At 68.1% G+C, this 17,413-nt stretch carries 10 protein-coding genes; 5 read left to right on the top strand and 5 right to left on the bottom strand.

The window, feature by feature from the left end:
* Positions 1-182 precede the first annotated feature (182 nt).
* Complete coding sequence (locus NMI01S_RS35270; RefSeq protein WP_167669864.1) at positions 183-509, bottom strand: hypothetical protein; 327 nt, start codon at positions 507-509, stop codon at positions 183-185.
* On the opposite strand from NMI01S_RS35270, the gene NMI01S_RS35265 reads away from it, so the two are divergent.
* A complete protein-coding gene (locus NMI01S_RS35265; RefSeq protein WP_167669863.1) occupies positions 499-1,212 on the top strand; it encodes a neutral zinc metallopeptidase in 714 nt (237 codons plus the stop codon). The genes NMI01S_RS35270 and NMI01S_RS35265 overlap by 11 nt on opposite strands.
* Before the next feature lie 29 nt (positions 1,213-1,241).
* On the opposite strand, the gene NMI01S_RS04400 is transcribed toward NMI01S_RS35265, so the two are convergent.
* The 4 genes from NMI01S_RS04400 to NMI01S_RS04385 form a co-directional block, all read right to left on the bottom strand.
* Complete coding sequence (locus NMI01S_RS04400; RefSeq protein WP_062994638.1) at positions 1,242-1,928, bottom strand: TetR/AcrR family transcriptional regulator; 687 nt, start codon at positions 1,926-1,928, stop codon at positions 1,242-1,244.
* A complete protein-coding gene (locus NMI01S_RS04395; RefSeq protein ID WP_062994637.1) occupies positions 1,925-4,186 on the bottom strand; it encodes an MMPL family transporter in 2,262 nt (753 codons plus the stop codon). Before NMI01S_RS04395 ends, NMI01S_RS04400 begins: the two co-directional genes overlap by 4 nt.
* An 87-nt stretch (positions 4,187-4,273) precedes the next feature.
* Positions 4,274-5,584, bottom strand: coding sequence for an ammonium transporter (locus tag NMI01S_RS04390; RefSeq protein ID WP_062994809.1), 1,311 nt, complete (start codon positions 5,582-5,584; stop codon positions 4,274-4,276).
* A 93-nt stretch (positions 5,585-5,677) separates the two neighbouring features.
* Positions 5,678-6,520: a hypothetical protein gene (locus NMI01S_RS04385; RefSeq protein WP_245716693.1), complete on the bottom strand. Its 843-nt coding sequence runs from the start codon at positions 6,518-6,520 to the stop codon at positions 5,678-5,680.
* 512 nt (positions 6,521-7,032) lie between these two features.
* On the opposite strand from NMI01S_RS04385, the gene NMI01S_RS04380 reads away from it, so the two are divergent.
* From NMI01S_RS04380 to NMI01S_RS04365, 4 genes are all read left to right on the top strand, one after another.
* Positions 7,033-9,858 (top strand): DNA polymerase III subunit gamma and tau, encoded by a 2,826-nt coding sequence (locus NMI01S_RS04380; RefSeq protein WP_084512276.1) that lies wholly within the window; start codon positions 7,033-7,035, stop codon positions 9,856-9,858.
* A 299-nt stretch (positions 9,859-10,157) separates the two neighbouring features.
* Positions 10,158-11,369 carry an acetyl-CoA C-acetyltransferase gene (locus NMI01S_RS04375; RefSeq protein WP_062994635.1) on the top strand — a complete coding sequence of 404 codons (1,212 nt, stop codon included), beginning with the start codon at positions 10,158-10,160 and terminating at the stop codon, positions 11,367-11,369.
* A gap of 38 nt (positions 11,370-11,407) precedes the next feature.
* Entirely contained in the window at positions 11,408-13,570 is a 2,163-nt protein-coding gene (locus NMI01S_RS04370) for a 3-hydroxyacyl-CoA dehydrogenase NAD-binding domain-containing protein (protein ID WP_062994634.1), read from the top strand.
* Between the two features lie 198 nt (positions 13,571-13,768).
* Positions 13,769-17,353 (top strand): serine/threonine-protein kinase, encoded by a 3,585-nt coding sequence (locus NMI01S_RS04365; RefSeq protein ID WP_062994633.1) that lies wholly within the window; start codon positions 13,769-13,771, stop codon positions 17,351-17,353.
* The last annotated feature ends 60 nt before the right edge of the window (positions 17,354-17,413 follow it).

Genomic DNA, 17,413 nt, shown 5'->3' with positions numbered 1-17,413 from the left:
GGTCGCCCGCCCTACGGCCCGCCGCCCGGGTACGGGCCACCACCCGGATACGGCCCGCCTCCGGGGTATCCGCCGCCCGGTCCGCGCCCACCGTACGGTGCGCCGCTACCGCCGCCGGGTGCCTATCCGGTCGGGCCGTACGGCGGACCGCCGTTGCCGCCGCCCGGCTATTACGGCCGTCCCTATCCGCCGCCGCGGTCCGGCGGCGGCGCGGTCGGCGCGGTCCTCGCCGTGCTGTTCGTCTTCGTGGTGGTCGGCGGGCTGGTCGCGTTCGCGACCATGGGCGGTCGTGACAATTCGTCGGCGTCGTCGTATTCGACGTCGGCGCCGAGTTTCACGTATACGACGCCGGCGTGGGCCACGAGCACGAGCGACCCGTCCACATCGAGCGCCCAGGTCACCACGTATTCCACGTCGGCGCGCTCCACGACCACCCGGTCGGCGCCGGGCACCACACGTGCGGCGCCGACGCCGGCGAAGCCGGCCGGACCGCAGCCGGTGGTCGCCACGGCGAGCAATCCGCTGTTCGGCGATCACGACTCGGGCCTGATCAATATCGAATGTGGTTATCCGCGTTGGGGTTCGAGTGTCGCGGCGGCCACTGCCTTCTTCGACGCGGAGAAGGACTGCCTGGACCGGATGTGGCAGCCCGTCCTGCGGGGAGCGAATCTGCCGTTCTCGAGTCCGACGGTCAGCGTCCCCGCGAGCGGTATGGACGCCGTCTCGCCCTGCACCAGCTCGGGCGGCAATTACGCGGCGTTCTACTGCTCGACCAACCACACGATCTACATGCCGCTCGATCACCTGCAGATCGACCGATTCGGTGACCAAGCCGAAATCTATGCCTCGGTGTTCGCGCACGAGTACGGGCATCACATCCAAGGCATCTCCGGCATCTCGGAGAAGGAGAACAAGGATCGCTACGACGCGGGGGCGCGGTCCGCGGCCGGATTGGAGTTGTCGCGCCGCCTGGAGTTGGAAGCGCAGTGCTTCGGCGGAATGTGGGTGGGCTCATCGCAATTCGTCGGCTCGCTCTCCGCGGATCAGGTCGGAAGGATTCGCCAGACCAATTATCGTCGTGGCGACCAAGCGGGCGATATGCGTGATCACGGCACCCCCGACCACTACGGCGCATGGTACGACCAAGGCCACGACAACAACCGGACCTGGATGTGCAACACCTGGAACTCCCCGTCGGATTCGGTGTCGTGACCGGCGCCGGGATCTCCTGGGCCTGAGCGTTACCGGTCCTCGCGCCACTGCGCCAACCGGCGCGCACCCTCGTCGGGGTCCGGTGTCTCCCCGCCGATGATGTCCAGCACCGCATGTCCGAGGCAGGCCGCAGCCATCACCCGGTCGGCGACGGCCTCGGCATCGCCCCACGGCAGATGGGGTTTGGCGATGATCAGTGACGCGATACCGTGCGCGGCGGCCCAGAGCTCGAGCACCAGCGGCATCGGATCGCCGGGTGCGATCACGCCGGCGTCCATCGCCTCCCGTACGGTCTGCGAAAACCGTTGGAAAGCACCACTTCCCAGCACCATATCCACCGCGGAGGGGCCTTCGCCGGGCGAGGCGGCGGTGGCGACGCGGTATTGACCGGGGTGCTGCAGGGCGAAGCGCACGTAGGCCAGGCCCTGCTGACGCAACCGGGACATGGGCGAGACGGTGGGATCGGTCGCGGCGCCGATGGCGGCGTCGAGATCTTCGAACACCTCCGCCACCGCGGCATCGATGAGCTCGTCCTTGTCTGCGAAGTGGCGGTAGATCGACGGTGCGGTGACGCCGACCAGCCCGCCGACCTCACGAATCGACACCGAATCGGCATTACCGGTGCGCGCCAGCAACTCTCGCGTCGCGGCCAGGATCTCGGCGCGTAACTCGGTACCGGAGCCGCGGGCCGAACGGGGACGGCTGGAACGCGTCACGGCCGTCCCGCCGAGGCCGGTTCCGCGGTTCGTCGCGGCGCTGCGGGCGTGGCATGTTCGGTGAGGCCGAACCGTTCGTGCCAGCGCGCCAACGGCCCTGGGGCCCACCAGTTTCCGCGACCCATCAGGCGCATCAGGGCGGGAACCAGCAGCATGCGGATGACGGTGGCGTCGGCCAGCACGGTGATCGTGAGGCCGAGTCCGAACATCTGCATGAACGACACCTTCGCGGTGATCATGGCGCCCAGCACGATCGCCATCAACAGCGCGGCGGCGGTGACGATGCGCCCGGTCCGGGCCACACCGATGGCCACCGAACGGTCGTTGTCCGCGGCGGTGCGGTCGGAGGCCAGCCAGGCCTCGCGGATGCGGGAGAGCAGGAACACCTCGTAGTCCATCGACATGCCGAAGGCCAGGCAGAACATCAGAATCGGCATCGTCGGCACCAGGAAGCCGGTGGGTGTGAAGCCGAGCAGCCCCGAGAAATGTCCCTGCTGGAAGATCCACACCATCATCCCGAACATCGCGGTGAGCGACAGCGAGTTGATCACCACGGCTTTCAGTGGAAGCACCACGCTGCCGGTGAACAGGAACAGGACCACGAAGGTGGCGAGTGCGATCAGCGCGATCGCCAGCGGCAACCGTTGTCCCAATGCGTCGAGCGAGTCCACGTTCATCGCCGCCGCACCGCCGAACAGCGCCGGTGAGGGCGCGGGCACATCGCGCAACGCCTGCAACTGATCCTTGGCCTGTGGCGAGTAGGGATCGAATGTCGATGTGACGGTGAGGTATTGACCCGAGTCGTTGGCCATGCCCGGCGCGGCGCCGCCCATCCGCGCGCCGGACACGTAGACACCGCTGCTGGACAGCACCGCGTTCACGCCCTCGACCTTCGACAACGCCGTGGCATAGCCGCTGATCGCCTGGGGTTCGTTCGGCGCACCCGGCAACACGATCGTCGTTCCCGTTCCGGAATTCACGGCGGGGAACTCCGCTCGCAGTTCGTCGCCGACCGCGCGGCTGGTCGAACCGGTGGGCAGCACCCGGTCGTCGGGATAGCCGAACTTCACCCCGAGGAAGGGCGCGCCGACCGCGAGCAGCACCGCGACGATCGCGACGGAGACCGGCAACGCCCGCCGCATCACCCAGGTGACGGTGCGATACCAGCCGGATTCCCGCTCCGGTCGCGCAGTGGGCTCGGGGCGCCCGAACAGTTTCCGGATCGCCACCCGCAGATTCCAGGAATTGATCCGATCGCCGAGCAGCACCAGCGCCGCGGGCAGGACCACGATCGAGGCGATGGCCGCGGCCGCCACCACCGCGACCCCGGCATAGGCGAACGACTTCAGGAAGTACATGTCGAAGACGCTGAGCACCGCCAGCGCGAGCGCGACCGTCAGCGCCGAGAACAGCACCGTGCGCCCCGCGGTCTGCACCGCGCGCACCGCCGCCGCCTCGTGGCTCGAGCCGGCGGCCAATTCCTCGCGGTATCGGCTGACGATGAACAGGCTGTAGTCGATCGCCAGGGCGAGTCCCAGCGCGGTGGTCATATTCAGCGCGTAGATCGACACATCGGTGAAGAGGGTGAAACTGCGCAGAATCGCGAGTGTGCAGAGAATCGCGAAGATTCCGACCGCCAGCGGCAGCGAGGCCGCGATGACGCTGCCGAACACCAGGATCAGCACGATCGCCGTGAGCGGGACCGCGATGCCCTCGGCCATCGCCAGATCCTTGGTGACCTGGTTGTTGACATCGTGATAGACGGCGGCGATTCCGCCTGCCTGCACGGTCACACCGGGTGTGGAGGCGGGCAGGGTGCTCGCGATCTCACCGGCGGTGCGCTGGGCTTTGTCGTCGCCGCCCGTGAGGTAGGCCATGACCAGTGCGCTCTTGCCGTCGGTACTGCGCAGGGCGGCGGCCAGTTGCGGTGGACTGGTCCAATACGAGCGGACGCCGATGGTATCGGTGCGACTGCCGAGCCGGTCGGCGATATCGGCGCCGACCGCACGGGCCGCCGCCGACTCCACGCCCTCGTCGGCGTGCACGAGCAGTACCAGATTGGGCTGGGCGCCGTTGAACTGATCGGCCACCAGCTGTGCCGCGCGCGTGGATTCGGCCTTGTCCGAGGTGAATCCGCCGGCTTGCAGATGGGCGGTGACCGTCGCGCCGAAGCCGCCGCAGATCAGTGCCAGGGCGAGGGCGGCGAGGAGGACCCGTTTCGGATACCGGGTGGCGAGCCGTGCGATTCGGGTCAGCATGCGTGCTCCTCGGGCGGCCGGTATGGGTAACGGTGTTAGCGTAACGCCGTTACCCCAGCCCGGCGCAAGAGGAGACGCGGATCGGCGTCAGCGATCCCCGTCACCCGCGGGACGCTCCCCGCCGCCATGGGGATGATGGCCGAACAGGCCGCGCGGTGCGTGGCCGTGCACACCCTCGACATAGGCGGTCTCCGCGTGCAGCGCGAAGTCGATACCGCCGACCTCGTCCTCCTTGCTGACCCGGAAGCCCATCACCCGATCGATCACCTTGCCGATCAGATAGGAAACGCCGAACGCCCACGCCGCGACCACCACGACACCGACCGCTTGTTTGCCGAGCTGCGCGAGTCCGCCGCCGTAGAACAATCCGCGCGCTCCGCCGGTCATCACCCGGTTCGCCAGCAGTCCGATCAGCAGGGTGCCGACCACGCCGCCGGTGAAGTGCACGCCGACGACGTCGAGCGAATCGTCATAGCCCGCCTTGAATTTCCAGCCGACGGCGAACGAACAGACCACACCCGCCGCCAGGCCCACGATCACCGCGCCGAGCGCGTTGACCGAACCGCACGAGGGCGTGATCGCGACCAATCCGGCGACCGCGCCCGAGGCCGCACCGAAGGTGGTCGGGCGCCCGTCGCGGATCTGCTCCACGATCAACCAGCCGAGCATGCCCAGACAGCCCGCGACCAAGGTGTTCAGGAACACCGCGGCCGCCAGTCCATCGGCCTTGAACGCGGATCCGGCGTTGAAGCCGAACCAGCCGAACCACAGCAGTCCGGCGCCCAGTAGCACGAACGGCAGATTGTGCGGGCGCATCGCGTCCACCTTGAACCCGATCCGCGGTCCCAGAACCAGGGCCAAAGCCAGAGCCGAAGCGCCGGAAGCGATTTCGACCACCAGACCACCGGCGAAGTCGAGTACGCCGAAGGAAGTCAGCCAGCCGTTCGGACCCCAGACCCAGTGCGCGATCGGAGCGAACACCACCAGTGCCCACACCGGGACGAAGACCATCCACGCGGAGAACTTGGCGCGATCGGCGATGGCGCCGCTGACGAGTGCGACGGTGAGGATCGCGAAGGTCAACTCGAAGGTCGCGTACAGCAGTTCCGGAACGCCGCTGCGCACGGTGCCCGGGGTGATGCCGGTCATCGCGAAATGTTCCAGTCCGCCGATCAATCCGCCACCGGCGTCGTCACCGAAGGCCAGGGTGTAGCCGAACAGCAGCCACACCACGGTCACCAGCGGGATGGAGATGAAGCTCATCATCAGCATGTTCAGCACGCCGGTCGTGCGCACCATGCCGCCGTAGAAGATCGCCAGGCCGGGGGTCATGAGCAGGACCAGCGCGGTGCTGGTCAACAGCCACGCCGTGGCGGCGGGGTCGATGGTCGGGGGCACGGACAACTCCTTTTCCACACGCGTTCGCGTGGCAAGAAACTACCGAACCCCCTGTGTTCCGCCGATGAGCGAGTCTGGTACTTCCGTTCGGATTCAATTTCCGCGCTTGCGGGCCTGCCGGGTCAGCGCGCGCCGACCACGGGCCCCGGGGACCGGCAGATCGTCCTCGAGCGCGAGCCATTGCGCGGTGACGAGCCACCGCTGCTGGGCACGAGCGTCGGCGGTGTCGTTGAAGACGCGTCGGCCGCGGTCGTCGCGCAGCTCGTGCGCGAGGATCGACCAGCGCGGCGGGCGGCCGTGCGTGGTGCGGTAGGTGTCCAGGAACGCGGCCACGAGGGTGCCGATGGTGTTGACCGGACGCAGCGACACGCGGTTGCCGTATTTCGCGGAGTGGAAACGCCGGGCCGCGCACAGCGATCGTGGCGTGGCATCGAAGGCTATCCATCCCGCGCGCTGCGCCCGTTCGACCAGCCACAGATGTTTGACCGCGTTCGGGGCGATATCGCCGACGCGTTCGCGGATCAACGTCACCATCGGTTCGGCGGTGAGAATATCGCGGCGGGTGGGTCCCATAGCGTGGGTGTTTCGATAGTTCTCTGTCAGCTCGGCGAGTGTGCGGCCGAATTCGTCGATACTGCGCTGCGCGCGCCGGCCCAGCCGTTCGATGCGAGCGGCCTCGGCGCGTATCCGATTCTGCGCGATCAGGGTGTCGATGGCCGGCAGGGTCGGAACCTGGCCGCGGTCCAGCAATTCGAGAATGGCGCCCGCGGTGGTCGGATCGGCGGCGGCGGATACCGGCAGCGAATCGCGGTTGCGCGAGAAATCGCGGGGGCTGATGGCGCGGCGGAGCAGATCGGTGGCGGCTCGATCGCCGGCGAAATCGGTGTGTGAGAGCCAGGCGGCGGCGATGTCGTCACACGACGGCACGGTCGTCATTACCCGTCATTACCTCCGAAACGGGCGGGATGTTCGGCGCCGCTCGAGGGGAGAACTCCCGCTGCGCTGCTTTTCATGGCGGTACTGATGATTGGTGCGGTGCTGTTCATTGTTGTGCCCCGGTCGGGATGAGGGACCGACCGGGGACACCAACCTGATGAAGGTTTGGCTACCGAAGTTGCCGAAATCAAACTTAGTGAGCGGAGCGCATCGGGCGCTAATCGGGTGACGGAATCGTTACGTCCAAAATTTCGGTCGCAAACGGGGAGCGAGTCCGAAAGTTTTCGCAGCTCGACGGCTCGCAGACGAAATCGGCATTATCTTTACACCGTTTCCAATTGTCGGGCGCGAACCGATTGTTGGTGTGGTCGGTTGTCCGCGCCGAGATCGGACGAAAAGAATGCTTGTGATATAGATCATAGTTTATTCATGGCTGCGAGCGGTTCGGCTGAGGGGCTCGATACCCGGTGCGCGAATGGTTTCCTGTCGGTGTTCGCCGGTACCCTCGGGCCGTGGCTCTGTACCGGAAGTATCGACCGGCAACCTTCGCCGAGGTAGTGGGGCAGGAGCACGTCACCGATCCGCTGAGTACCGCGCTCGACACCGGGCGGATCAGTCATGCCTACCTGTTCTCCGGCCCGCGAGGTTGTGGCAAGACCTCCTCGGCGCGCATTCTGGCGCGCTCGCTCAACTGCGCCGAGGGCCCGACCTCGCGGCCGTGCGGAGTGTGCCCGTCGTGTGTCGCGCTCGCCCCGGGCGGGCCGGGCAATCTCGACGTCATCGAACTCGACGCCGCCAGCCACGGTGGCGTGGACGATACCCGTGAGCTGCGCGATCGTGCGTTCTACGCACCCGCGGAATCGCGGTACCGCGTCTTCATCGTGGACGAGGCGCATATGGTCACCACGGCCGGATTCAACGCGCTGCTGAAGATCGTCGAGGAGCCGCCGGCCCATCTGATCTTCATCTTCGCCACCACCGAGCCGGACAAGGTGCTGCCGACCATTCGCTCGCGCACCCATCACTATCCGTTCCGGCTGCTGCCGCCGGCCACGATGCGCGGGCTGCTCGGCAAGATCTGCGAGCAGGAGCGGGTGCGGGTCGAGGAATCGGTCTATCCGCTGGTGATCCGGGCCGGCGGTGGTTCACCGCGCGACAGCCTCAGCGTGCTCGATCAGCTGCTGGCCGGCGCCGGCGCCGAAGGCGTCACCTATCCCCGGGCGCTGGCTCTGCTCGGCGTCACCGATATCGCGCTGATCGACGAGGCCGTCGACGCGCTGGCCGCCGACGACGGTGCGGCCCTGTTCGCCACCATCGATCGAGTGGTGGAGGCCGGCCACGATCCACGCCGCTTCGCCACCGACCTGCTCGAACGCATCCGCGATCTGATCCTGCTGCGTGCGGTTCCCGATGCCGTCGAACGCAATCTGGTCACCGGACCCGGCGATGTCATCGACCGGATGTCGGCCCAGGCCGACCGCATCGGCCCGGCCACCCTGGCCCGCTACGCCGAACTGCTGCACGAGGGCCTCGGCGAGATGCGCGGCGCGACCGCGCCGCGCCTCCTGCTCGAGGTGGTGTGTGCCCGCATGCTGCTGCCCTCGGTCTCGGAGGCCGAATCGGCGGCGTTGCAGCGGCTGGAACGTCTGGAGCGACGGATGGAGTCGGGTGGAGCCCCGGCAACCGCGCCTGCCGCCGCGCCGCAGCCCGCCGCCTCGGCTTCGGAGGCTGCCGATGGCGCGGCCCGGTCTTCCGGAGAGCCGCGTCGCCGTGGCGCGGAAGCGCTGGCCGCGCTGCGGGAGAAGAAGAGTGCGCCGCATCCGGCGCAGCGGGCGCAGTCGCCGACCGGCCCGCAATCACCGGCGGCGCCGCAATCGCAGAACGAATCGGAAGATCAACGGCCGCAAGAAGTTTCGGCCGAGCCGCAGGATGCGTCCCCGGCAGCGGCCGATCGCCCGTCTTCGGACGACCGCCCCGCACCCGGTGCCGCCGGCGTTCCGGCGAGCGATGAGCAGATCTCCGCGACCGGTTCCGCGGTGACCGCCGGTGCCGGATCGGCCGGCAGTGAGACCGCCCGCCCGGCGTCGGCCGGTGCGGAAGGGAGTGAAAAGTCCACGGCGGCAACCGATTCCGAGCGACAGGCCGGAGCGGACTCTGCTCTCGATCCGGGCGCACCCGAGTCGGTCGCTGTCGATCGGCCGCCCGCCGCGGATTCCGTGGCCCCGCCGGAATCGTCCGGCCCGACGCCTCCCGCGCCCGGCGACGCCGCCTCCACCGCCCATCAGGGCTCGGTGCCGGCCGGGTCCGATGACGCCGCCGAGCGTGGCCCCGCCCGGTCGACGAGTGCCGCGAGTTCGACCGGTCCGGATGCCCTCGCGGGTCCGGATGCCCACGGTCCCGAAGTCGAATCCGTCACCGATTCTGGTGCTGCCCGGTCTTCCGCTGCCGAGTCGGCCTCGGCCGGCGGCCCGGAGAAGCGGGAGCCGTCGGATGCGGACGGGGCGGACCGGATCGCGGATGAGCCCGCGGCGCCGGTGACCTCGCCCGCCGAGGCGGACAGTGGCGATGTCCTGCGGGAGATCGAGGCCGCCTGGGTCGATATCCGAGCCAAGGCCCGGGAGTCGAGCGCCGCCCTGCCGGCGTTGCTCTCGGGTGCGGTGGGGGCCGTCCGGGTAGAGGGCGACACGATCGTGTTCGCCCATCCGCATGCTCCGCTCGCGCAGCGGTTGTCCATTCCACAGAACATCGAGGCCGTGCGGGCCGCGGTGCACGCGGTGATCGGCCGGCAGTACGGCGTCCGGTGGGAAGTCGGGTCGGGCGATGCCGGTGGTGCGCGCACCGGTGGCGCGGCATCCGAGCGGCCCGCGCGAGGCGGCGCCGAACCGCAGGCAGGCCGTGGTGGGCGTGGGGACAATCCGGGGCAGTCGCAACCGCCGCGATTCGTCCGGCCCAGCCAGAGTCAGGCGCAGCCGGCGGAGGGCGATACCCGCGGCGGTCAGACCGATACCCGGGGCGCCGCGGCCGATCGCCGCGACGGTCAGGGGCAGGGGCAGCGGAGGGAGTTCCGCCCGCCGCGCGGTGCCGGCGCCGCCGACCGAACCGCGCCCGACGACGATATTCCGCCGCCCGAGGCGCCGGACCTCCCGGACGACCCCGGGCCGCCGGACTACTCGCCGGTAGGTTACGACGGTGTCCCACCTGCGTTGACGCCGGAAGAAGAGCAGGAGATGCTCGCGGAATCGGCGCGACCGGTCCCGCCGGAACAGCGCCGCGACCCCGATGAGGTGGCCTTGGAGTTGCTGCGAACTGAGTTGGGTGCCACACATCTGGGTGGTTGACAGTCACCTGCCGGAATACGTTAAGTTAACCGGAGTTCGCATCCCGCTGTACTATGAACGGGTGGTCGTCAGCATCGGTGCTACGAGGTTCTATGGTATGCCCAGGCATACGGGCGCCCCGGAGCCTCGTAGGTCGATGCGTGTCGGCGTTTGTACAGCGTTATGCGCTCGGCGGACTTCCGGAGGAAACCGTGTGTGACCTCCCGGTTCGCCGGTGTGGTGTGCCTGAGGGCTCGCCGGGATCGAACACGGTCGGTCGGATGGCCGGTCGGCACCTTTAAGGAAGGAAACACTCCGATATGACCACAGAGGCCTACATTTTCGAGGCCATCCGCACCCCGCGCGGCCGCAACAAGAAGGGCTCGCTGCACTCGGTCAAGCCGATCGATCTGACGACCGGTCTGGTCCAGGAGCTGCGCAACCGCTTCCCGAACCTCGACGAGGACCGCATCTCGGACATCATCCTGGGTGTCGTGTCGCCGATCGGCGACCAGGGTGCCGACATCGCCCGCACCACCGTGCTGACCGCGGGCCTGCCCGACACGGTCGGCGGTGTGCAGATCAACCGCTTCTGCGCCTCCGGTCTCGAGGCCGTGAACATGGCCGCGCAGAAGGTCCGCTCCGGCTTCGAAGACCTGGTCATCGCCGGTGGTGTCGAGTCGATGTCGCGCGTTCCGATGGGCTCCGACGGCGGTGCGCTGTTCGCCGACCCGACCACCAGCTACGACCTCTACATCGCGCCCCAGGGCATCGGTGCCGACCTGATCGCCACCATCGAGGGCTTCAGCCGCGAGGACGTCGACAAGTTCGCCGTGCGCTCGCAGGAGCTCGCCGCCGCGGCCTGGTCCGGCGGCTACTTCGCCAAGTCCGTGGTTCCGGTCAAGGATCTCAACGGCCTGACCATCCTCGACCAGGACGAGCACATGCGTCCCGGCACCACCGTCGAGGATCTGGCCAAGCTGAAGCCGTCCTTCGCGGGCATCGGCGAGATGGGTGGCTTCGACGCCGTCGCGCTGCAGAAGTTCCACTACATCGAGCAGATCGACCACGTGCACCACGGCGGTAACAGCTCGGGCATCGTCGACGGCGCCGCGCTGGTGCTGGTCGGCACCGAAGAGGCCGGCGCCGCTTCGGGCCTGACCCCGCGCGCCCGCATCGTCGCCACCGCCACCAGCGGCGCCGACGCCACCATCATGCTCACCGGCCCGACCCCGGCGGCGCACAAGGCGCTGGCCAAGGCCGGTCTGTCGGTCGACGACATCGATCTGTTCGAGATCAACGAGGCCTTCGCCTCGGTCGCGCTGAAGTTCCAGAAGGATCTGAAGATCCCGGACGAGAAGCTGAACGTCAACGGCGGCGCCATCGCGATGGGCCACCCGCTGGGCGCCACCGGCGCGATGATCACCGGCACCATGGTCGACGAGCTGGAGCGCCGCAACGCCCGCTACGCCCTGGTGACCCTGTGCATCGGCGGCGGCATGGGTGTGGCCACCATCATCGAGCGCGTCTGACGCCCAACCCTTCACATTCTCCAGGAGAACGAAAAACTATGACAGAGAACATGATCGGCTGGGAAAAGGACGCCGACGGCATCGTCGTGCTGACCATGGACGACCCGAACCAGGGCGCCAACACGATGAACGAGCTCTACAAGAGCTCGATGCACGCCACGGTGGACCGCCTGGTGGCCGAGGTCGACGACATCACCGGTGTCGTCATCACCTCCGCGAAGAAGACCTTCTTCGCCGGTGGTGACCTCAAGAACATGATGAAGACCACTCCGGAGAACGCTCCGGACATCATGGAAGAGCTCACCAGCATCAAGGCCGACCTGCGTCGCCTCGAGACCCTGGGCAAGCCGGTCGTGGCCGCCATCAACGGCGCCGCGCTCGGCGGTGGCCTGGAGATCGCGCTGGCCACGCACTACCGCATCGCCGCCGACGTCAAGGGCGTGCAGATCGGTCTGCCCGAGGTCTCGCTCGGCCTGCTCCCGGCCGGTGGCGGTGTCACCCGCATCACCCGCATGCTCGGCATCGCCGACGGCCTGATGAGCGTGCTGTTGCAGGGCAACAAGTTCAACGCGCAGAAGGCCAAGGCCAAGGGCCTGATCAACGAGGTCGTCGGCAGCGTCGAGGAGCTCGTCCCGGCCGCCAAGGCGTGGATCAAGGCCAACAAGGACAACGCCGAGGCCGCCACCCAGCCGTGGGACCGCAAGGGCTTCAAGATCCCCGGCGGCTCGCCGTCGAGCCCGGCGCTGGCCGCCAACCTGCCGGCCTTCCCGGCCAACCTGCGCAAGCAGCTCAAGGGCCAGAACATGCCGGCGCCGCGGGCCATCATGGCCGCCGCGGTCGAGGGCGCGCAGGTCGACTTCGACAACGCGTCGCTGATCGAGTCGCGCTACTTCGTCTCCCTGCTGACCGGCCCGGTCGCGAAGAACATGATTCAGGCGTTCTTCTTCGACCTGCAGGCCATCAACAACGGTGGTTCGCGTCCGAAGGACGTGGCCAAGCGTGAGATCAAGAAGGTCGGCGTGCTCGGCGCCGGCATGATGGGCGCGGGCATCGCCTACGTGTCGGCCAAGGCCGGCTTCGAGGTCGTGCTGAAGGACGTCTCCCAGGAGAACGCCGACCGGGGTAAGGACTACTCGGTCAAGCTGGAGGAGAAGGCGCTCTCGCGTGGCAAGACCACCGAGGAGAAGTCCAAGGCGCTGCTGGATCGCATTCACCCGACCGCCGATCCCAAGGATCTGGCCGGCGTGGACTTCGTGATCGAAGCCGTCTTCGAGAACCCCGACCTGAAGGCCAAGGTCTTCCAGGAGATCGAGGACGTCGTCGACGCCGACGCGCTGCTGGGCTCCAACACCTCCACTCTGCCGATCACCCTGCTGGCCAACGGTGTGAAGCGGGCCGAGGACTTCATCGGCATCCACTTCTTCTCCCCGGTCGACAAGATGCCGCTGGTGGAGATCATCCGTGGTGAGAAGACCTCCGACGAGGCGCTGGCCCGGGTGTACGACTACACCCTCGCGATCCGCAAGACCCCGATCGTGGTCAACGACAGCCGCGGCTTCTTCACCTCTCGCGTCATCGGCACGTTCATCAACGAGGCCATCATGATGCTCGAGGAGAACATCGACCCGCAGACCATCGAGCAGGCCGGTCTGCAGGCGGGCTACCCGGCCGCGCCGCTGAAGCTGAGCGACGAGCTCAACTTCGAGACCATGCAGAAGATCTTCAAGGAGACCAAGGAGGCCGCCGAGAAGGACGGCATCGCGATCTCCGCCGCTTCGCTGGCCTCGGGCCGCGTGGTCGAGACCATGATCGACAAGTTCGATCGCAAGGGCAAGCTGCACGGTGCGGGCTTCTACAACTACGCCGACGGCAAGACCGCCGGCCTGTGGGAGGGCCTGCGCGACGCCTTCAACTCCAAGCGTGAGCTGCCCGAGGGCGTCACGCTGCAGGATCTGAAGGACCGCATGCTGTTCATCGAGGCCATCGAGACCCAGAAGTGCTTCGACGAAGGGGTGCTGACCAGCACCGCCGACGCGAACATCGGCTCGATCTTCGGTATCGGCTACCCGGCCTGGACCGGTGGTGTGCACCAGTTCATCGTCGGCTACCCCGGTGGCACGGAGGGCTTCATCGCCCGCGCCGAGGAGCTGGCCGCGAAGTTCGGTGAGCGCTTCCAGGTGCCGGACTCGCTGCGCAAGTAAGGTTCTCGCCACGCCGAGATTCCCTGGGACGGCCCGGATCACGTTCCCGCGTGATCCGGGCCGTTTGCTGTCTCGTCGCCCTCACCCGCATGGGCGCGGCCGACGGAAACGGTCGCGACTCGAAGCGACCGGAACTGCGCCCGGATGCGCACGGACCGCGCTACGTTGGAATGAGGGCGGAACGTTCGAGGTGGCCAGATGAACCCACAAACGGGCAAGGGCCCCAGCACGGACGACCCCGCGGCGGACTCGGGGGTAGCCGCGGGGGCGAATACCCAGCGCTACCAACCGATTCGCATCGCCGACGAACTCGAGGCGATGGGACTGTTCGATGCCCAGGAGATCGGGCGCGGCGGTTTCGGGGTGGTCTATCGCTGTGCGCAGCGGGCGCTGGATCGCGTGGTGGCGGTGAAGGTGCTGTCCTCGGAGATCGACGAGGAGAGCCGGGAGCGGTTCCTGCGCGAGGAACATGCCATGGGCCGGCTGTCGGGCCATCCGAATATCGTCGACGTCCTGCAGGTCGACGTCACGCCCAGTGGCCTGCCGTTCCTCGTCATGCCGTTCGCCGCGCACGGCTCGCTGGAACAGCTGATTCGCGATCACGGCCCGCTGAGCTGGTCGGATTCGCTGCGGGTGGGCGTGAAACTCGCGGGCGCGATCGAGAGCGCGCATCGCGTGCACGTGCTGCATCGCGATGTGAAACCGGCGAACGTGCTGCTGAGCCGCTACGGTGAACCGCAGTTGACCGATTTCGGCATCGCGCGCATTCCGGGTGGTTTTCAGACCTCGACCAGCATGATCACCGGATCGCCGGCCTTCACCGCGCCCGAGGTGCTCAAAGGTGAGGAACCGACCGTGCGGTCCGATGTGTACGGTTTGGGCGCCACGCTGTTCGCGCTGCTGACCGGGCACGCCGCCTTCGAACGCCGCTCCGGTGAGCGGGTGGTCGCCCAATTCCTGCGGATCACCACCCAGCCGGTTCCCGACCTGCGGGAACAGGACATTCCGGCCGATGTGGCGGGCGTGATCGAATCGGCGATGGCTCAGGATCCGGCCGATCGCCCGGCCTCGGCCCTGGAGTTCGGGCAGGACATGCGGGCCGTGCAGATCGCGCACGGGGAGACGGCCGACGAGATGGCTCTGCTCGACGGCGAAACCACCGACGGCCGCACGGCCGAACCCGCAACGACGGCTTATCCGATCACCTCGCGCCGCAGCCGCGCTGTCCTCGGCCTGCCCGCGCTGCGCACGCCGGGGCCGTCCGGCCTCGCCCAGCCTGCGACGCTACCGCCTACGGCCGCAACGAAATTCCGTCCGCCGACCCCGGCCCGCGAGCCGATTGCCCGGCCCCGGCTGCTCGATATCCTGCGCACGGGTGGCCGCCGCCGCTTGGCCGTGATCCACGGTCCGGCGGGCTTCGGAAAAAGTACGATCGCCGCACAGTGGCGCACCGAACTCGCCGCCGACGGCATCGCGGTGGCGTGGATCGGGATCGATCACGACGACGACAACGAGGTGTGGCTGCTGGCCCATCTGATCCAGGCGATCCGGCGCGTGGCGCCGGATATCGGTTCCGGTTTGGCGGAGGTGCTCGAGGAACGCCCCGCGGAGGCGGTGCCCTATGCGATCTCCACGCTGATCGACGAGGTCCACAGCGGCGGGCAGGTCGTCGTGGTGGTGGTGGAGAACTGGGATCGGGTCACCGACGAAGGCGCGCACCGGGTGATGGATGCGTTGCTGGAGAACGGATGTCACCATCTGCGCTTCGTGATCACCACCCGCGAGCAGGCCGGTCTGCCGCTGAGCCGGATGCGGGTGTGCGACGAGCTGGTCGAGATCGGCAGTCACGAACTGCGGCTCACGCTCGCCGAGACGCGGCAGATCTTGTTGGAGCGCAACAAGTTTCCGCTCACCGATGAACAGGTCGAGCAGATCCACGCCGCCACCGACGGATGGCCGGCGGCGATCCAGCTGGTCAGCTTGTCGCTGCGCGGGGCAACGACGGGCGCTCCGGTGGATCCGGCGCGGCTGATCGCCCATCTGTCGGGCGGAAACCAGGCCATCCGGGAGTATCTGGCCGAGAACGTGCTGGCGGGGCTCGAACCGCGCATGCTCGAATTCCTCATGTCGATCTCGGTCGCGGAGAAACTCAACGGCGGGCTGGCCGCGGCGCTCAGCGGCGAACCGGATGCCGAGCAACTGCTGGAGCAGGCGCAACAGCGCGAACTGTTCGTCACCCGCGTCGAACACGATCCGGGCTGGTTCCGGATCCAGCCGCTGTTCGCCGAGCAGTTGCGTGCCCGGCTCGAACGAGTGCATCCCGGCAAGTTGAAGTCGTTGCACCGCAAGGCGTCTCGCTGGTACGCCGAACATCAGCAACTGCGCAAGTCGGTGGACCATGCCCTGGCCGCCACCGACCTGAAGATGGCGGTGGATCTGGTCGAGAACGGCGGGATGGATCTGATCGACACCTCCCGCCTGGCGACCCTGCTCGGCACCGTGTCCAAACTACCTGTGCAGCAGGTGACTTCGCGGTCGAAGCTGTTGATGACGCTGGCGCGGGCCAATATCAACCTGCAGCAGTCCGGAGCGGCCCGCACCGCGCTCGGACGCCTGTCGAATATGCTCGCCCGCAGCTCACCCTCGGATGCCGATGCCACCCGCCAGCGGTGTGAAGCCGCGGTGTTGTCGGCCGCCGACCTGGTGGCCCGCGACCGTACCGACGGTGTGCTCGAGAAGGTGCTGCCGTGTCTGGAGGAGCCCGACGAACTCCCGCCGTGGACGGTCTCCACAGCCGCGAATCTGGTGTCGTTCGTGCGCTTGTGCGACTTCGATTTCGACGGCGCGCTGGCCATTCAGGATTGGGCCGCGCCCTATCACAGCAGGTCCAAGGATCCGCTCGGTGTGGTGCTGGGACTGCTCAACACCGGTGCGGTCGCCTATGAACAGCTCGATATCGACACCGCCACTCGGTGTTACGAGAAGGCATGGCAGATCGGGCGGGAGCGCTCGGGCCCGCGCTCGCACGCGGTGCGGGTGGCCGCGGCGCTGCTGGGGGAGCTGACCTATCGGCGCGGCGACTTGGAGGCGGCCGATCGGCTGCTCGAGCAGAGCCATCGGTTGCCGGCGCGGATCGGTGCGGTGGATTTCATGATCACCACCTTCGTCGTGGGTGCGCGGGTCAAGGCGGTGCTCGGCGATACCGAGACCGCCCGCGCCCGGCTCGACGACGGCGCGCGGATGGCCGCCGAGCGCAAACTCCCGCGCATGGCCGCCCACATCCGGGCGGAACGGCTGCGGTTGGGGCTGGTCGAGCCACCCGCCGGGCCGGAGCCGCCGGCACCGGTGCTGCGCCAGTCTGCGGGCACCGTCGCCCTCACCACCGAGGCGGAGGAGGTCGCCGCCGTGCGGGTGCTGCTGGCGCGGCACTATCGCGGTCTGGACGGGGCGAACGCGGAGGCCGAGGGCCTCGAATCGGCGGTGAAACGGGCGCGCGCGCTCTACGGCCGGATGGTCGAACAGAACCGTCCCCGAGCGGAATTGGATGCCGCGCTACTGCTGGTCGAATGCCTGTCGGTCGCCGGATGGAACGGCGAGGCGATCACCTCACTGCTGCCGGCGCTGGACCGCTGTGCCCGATTGGGCTGGACCAGACCACTTCTCGACGCCGGCCCGGAATTGAGCTATCTGCTGCATTCACTGCGTGACGACATGCTGCTCGCCGGTGAGGGCACCGGATCGTTCGATATTCCGCGGCCGTTCCTGAACGCACTGCTGCACTGAGAACGCCGGCGGGCCGGATTCGTCACCACGAATCCGGCCCGCCGGCACCACGTTTCGTGC

This window comes from Nocardia mikamii NBRC 108933 (genome assembly GCF_001613505.1).
GTDB classification, from domain to species: Bacteria; Actinomycetota; Actinomycetes; order Mycobacteriales; family Mycobacteriaceae; genus Nocardia; species Nocardia mikamii.
The sequence above is the reverse complement of the archived record's forward strand: the minus strand, read 5'-3'. Positions and strand labels throughout refer to the sequence as shown.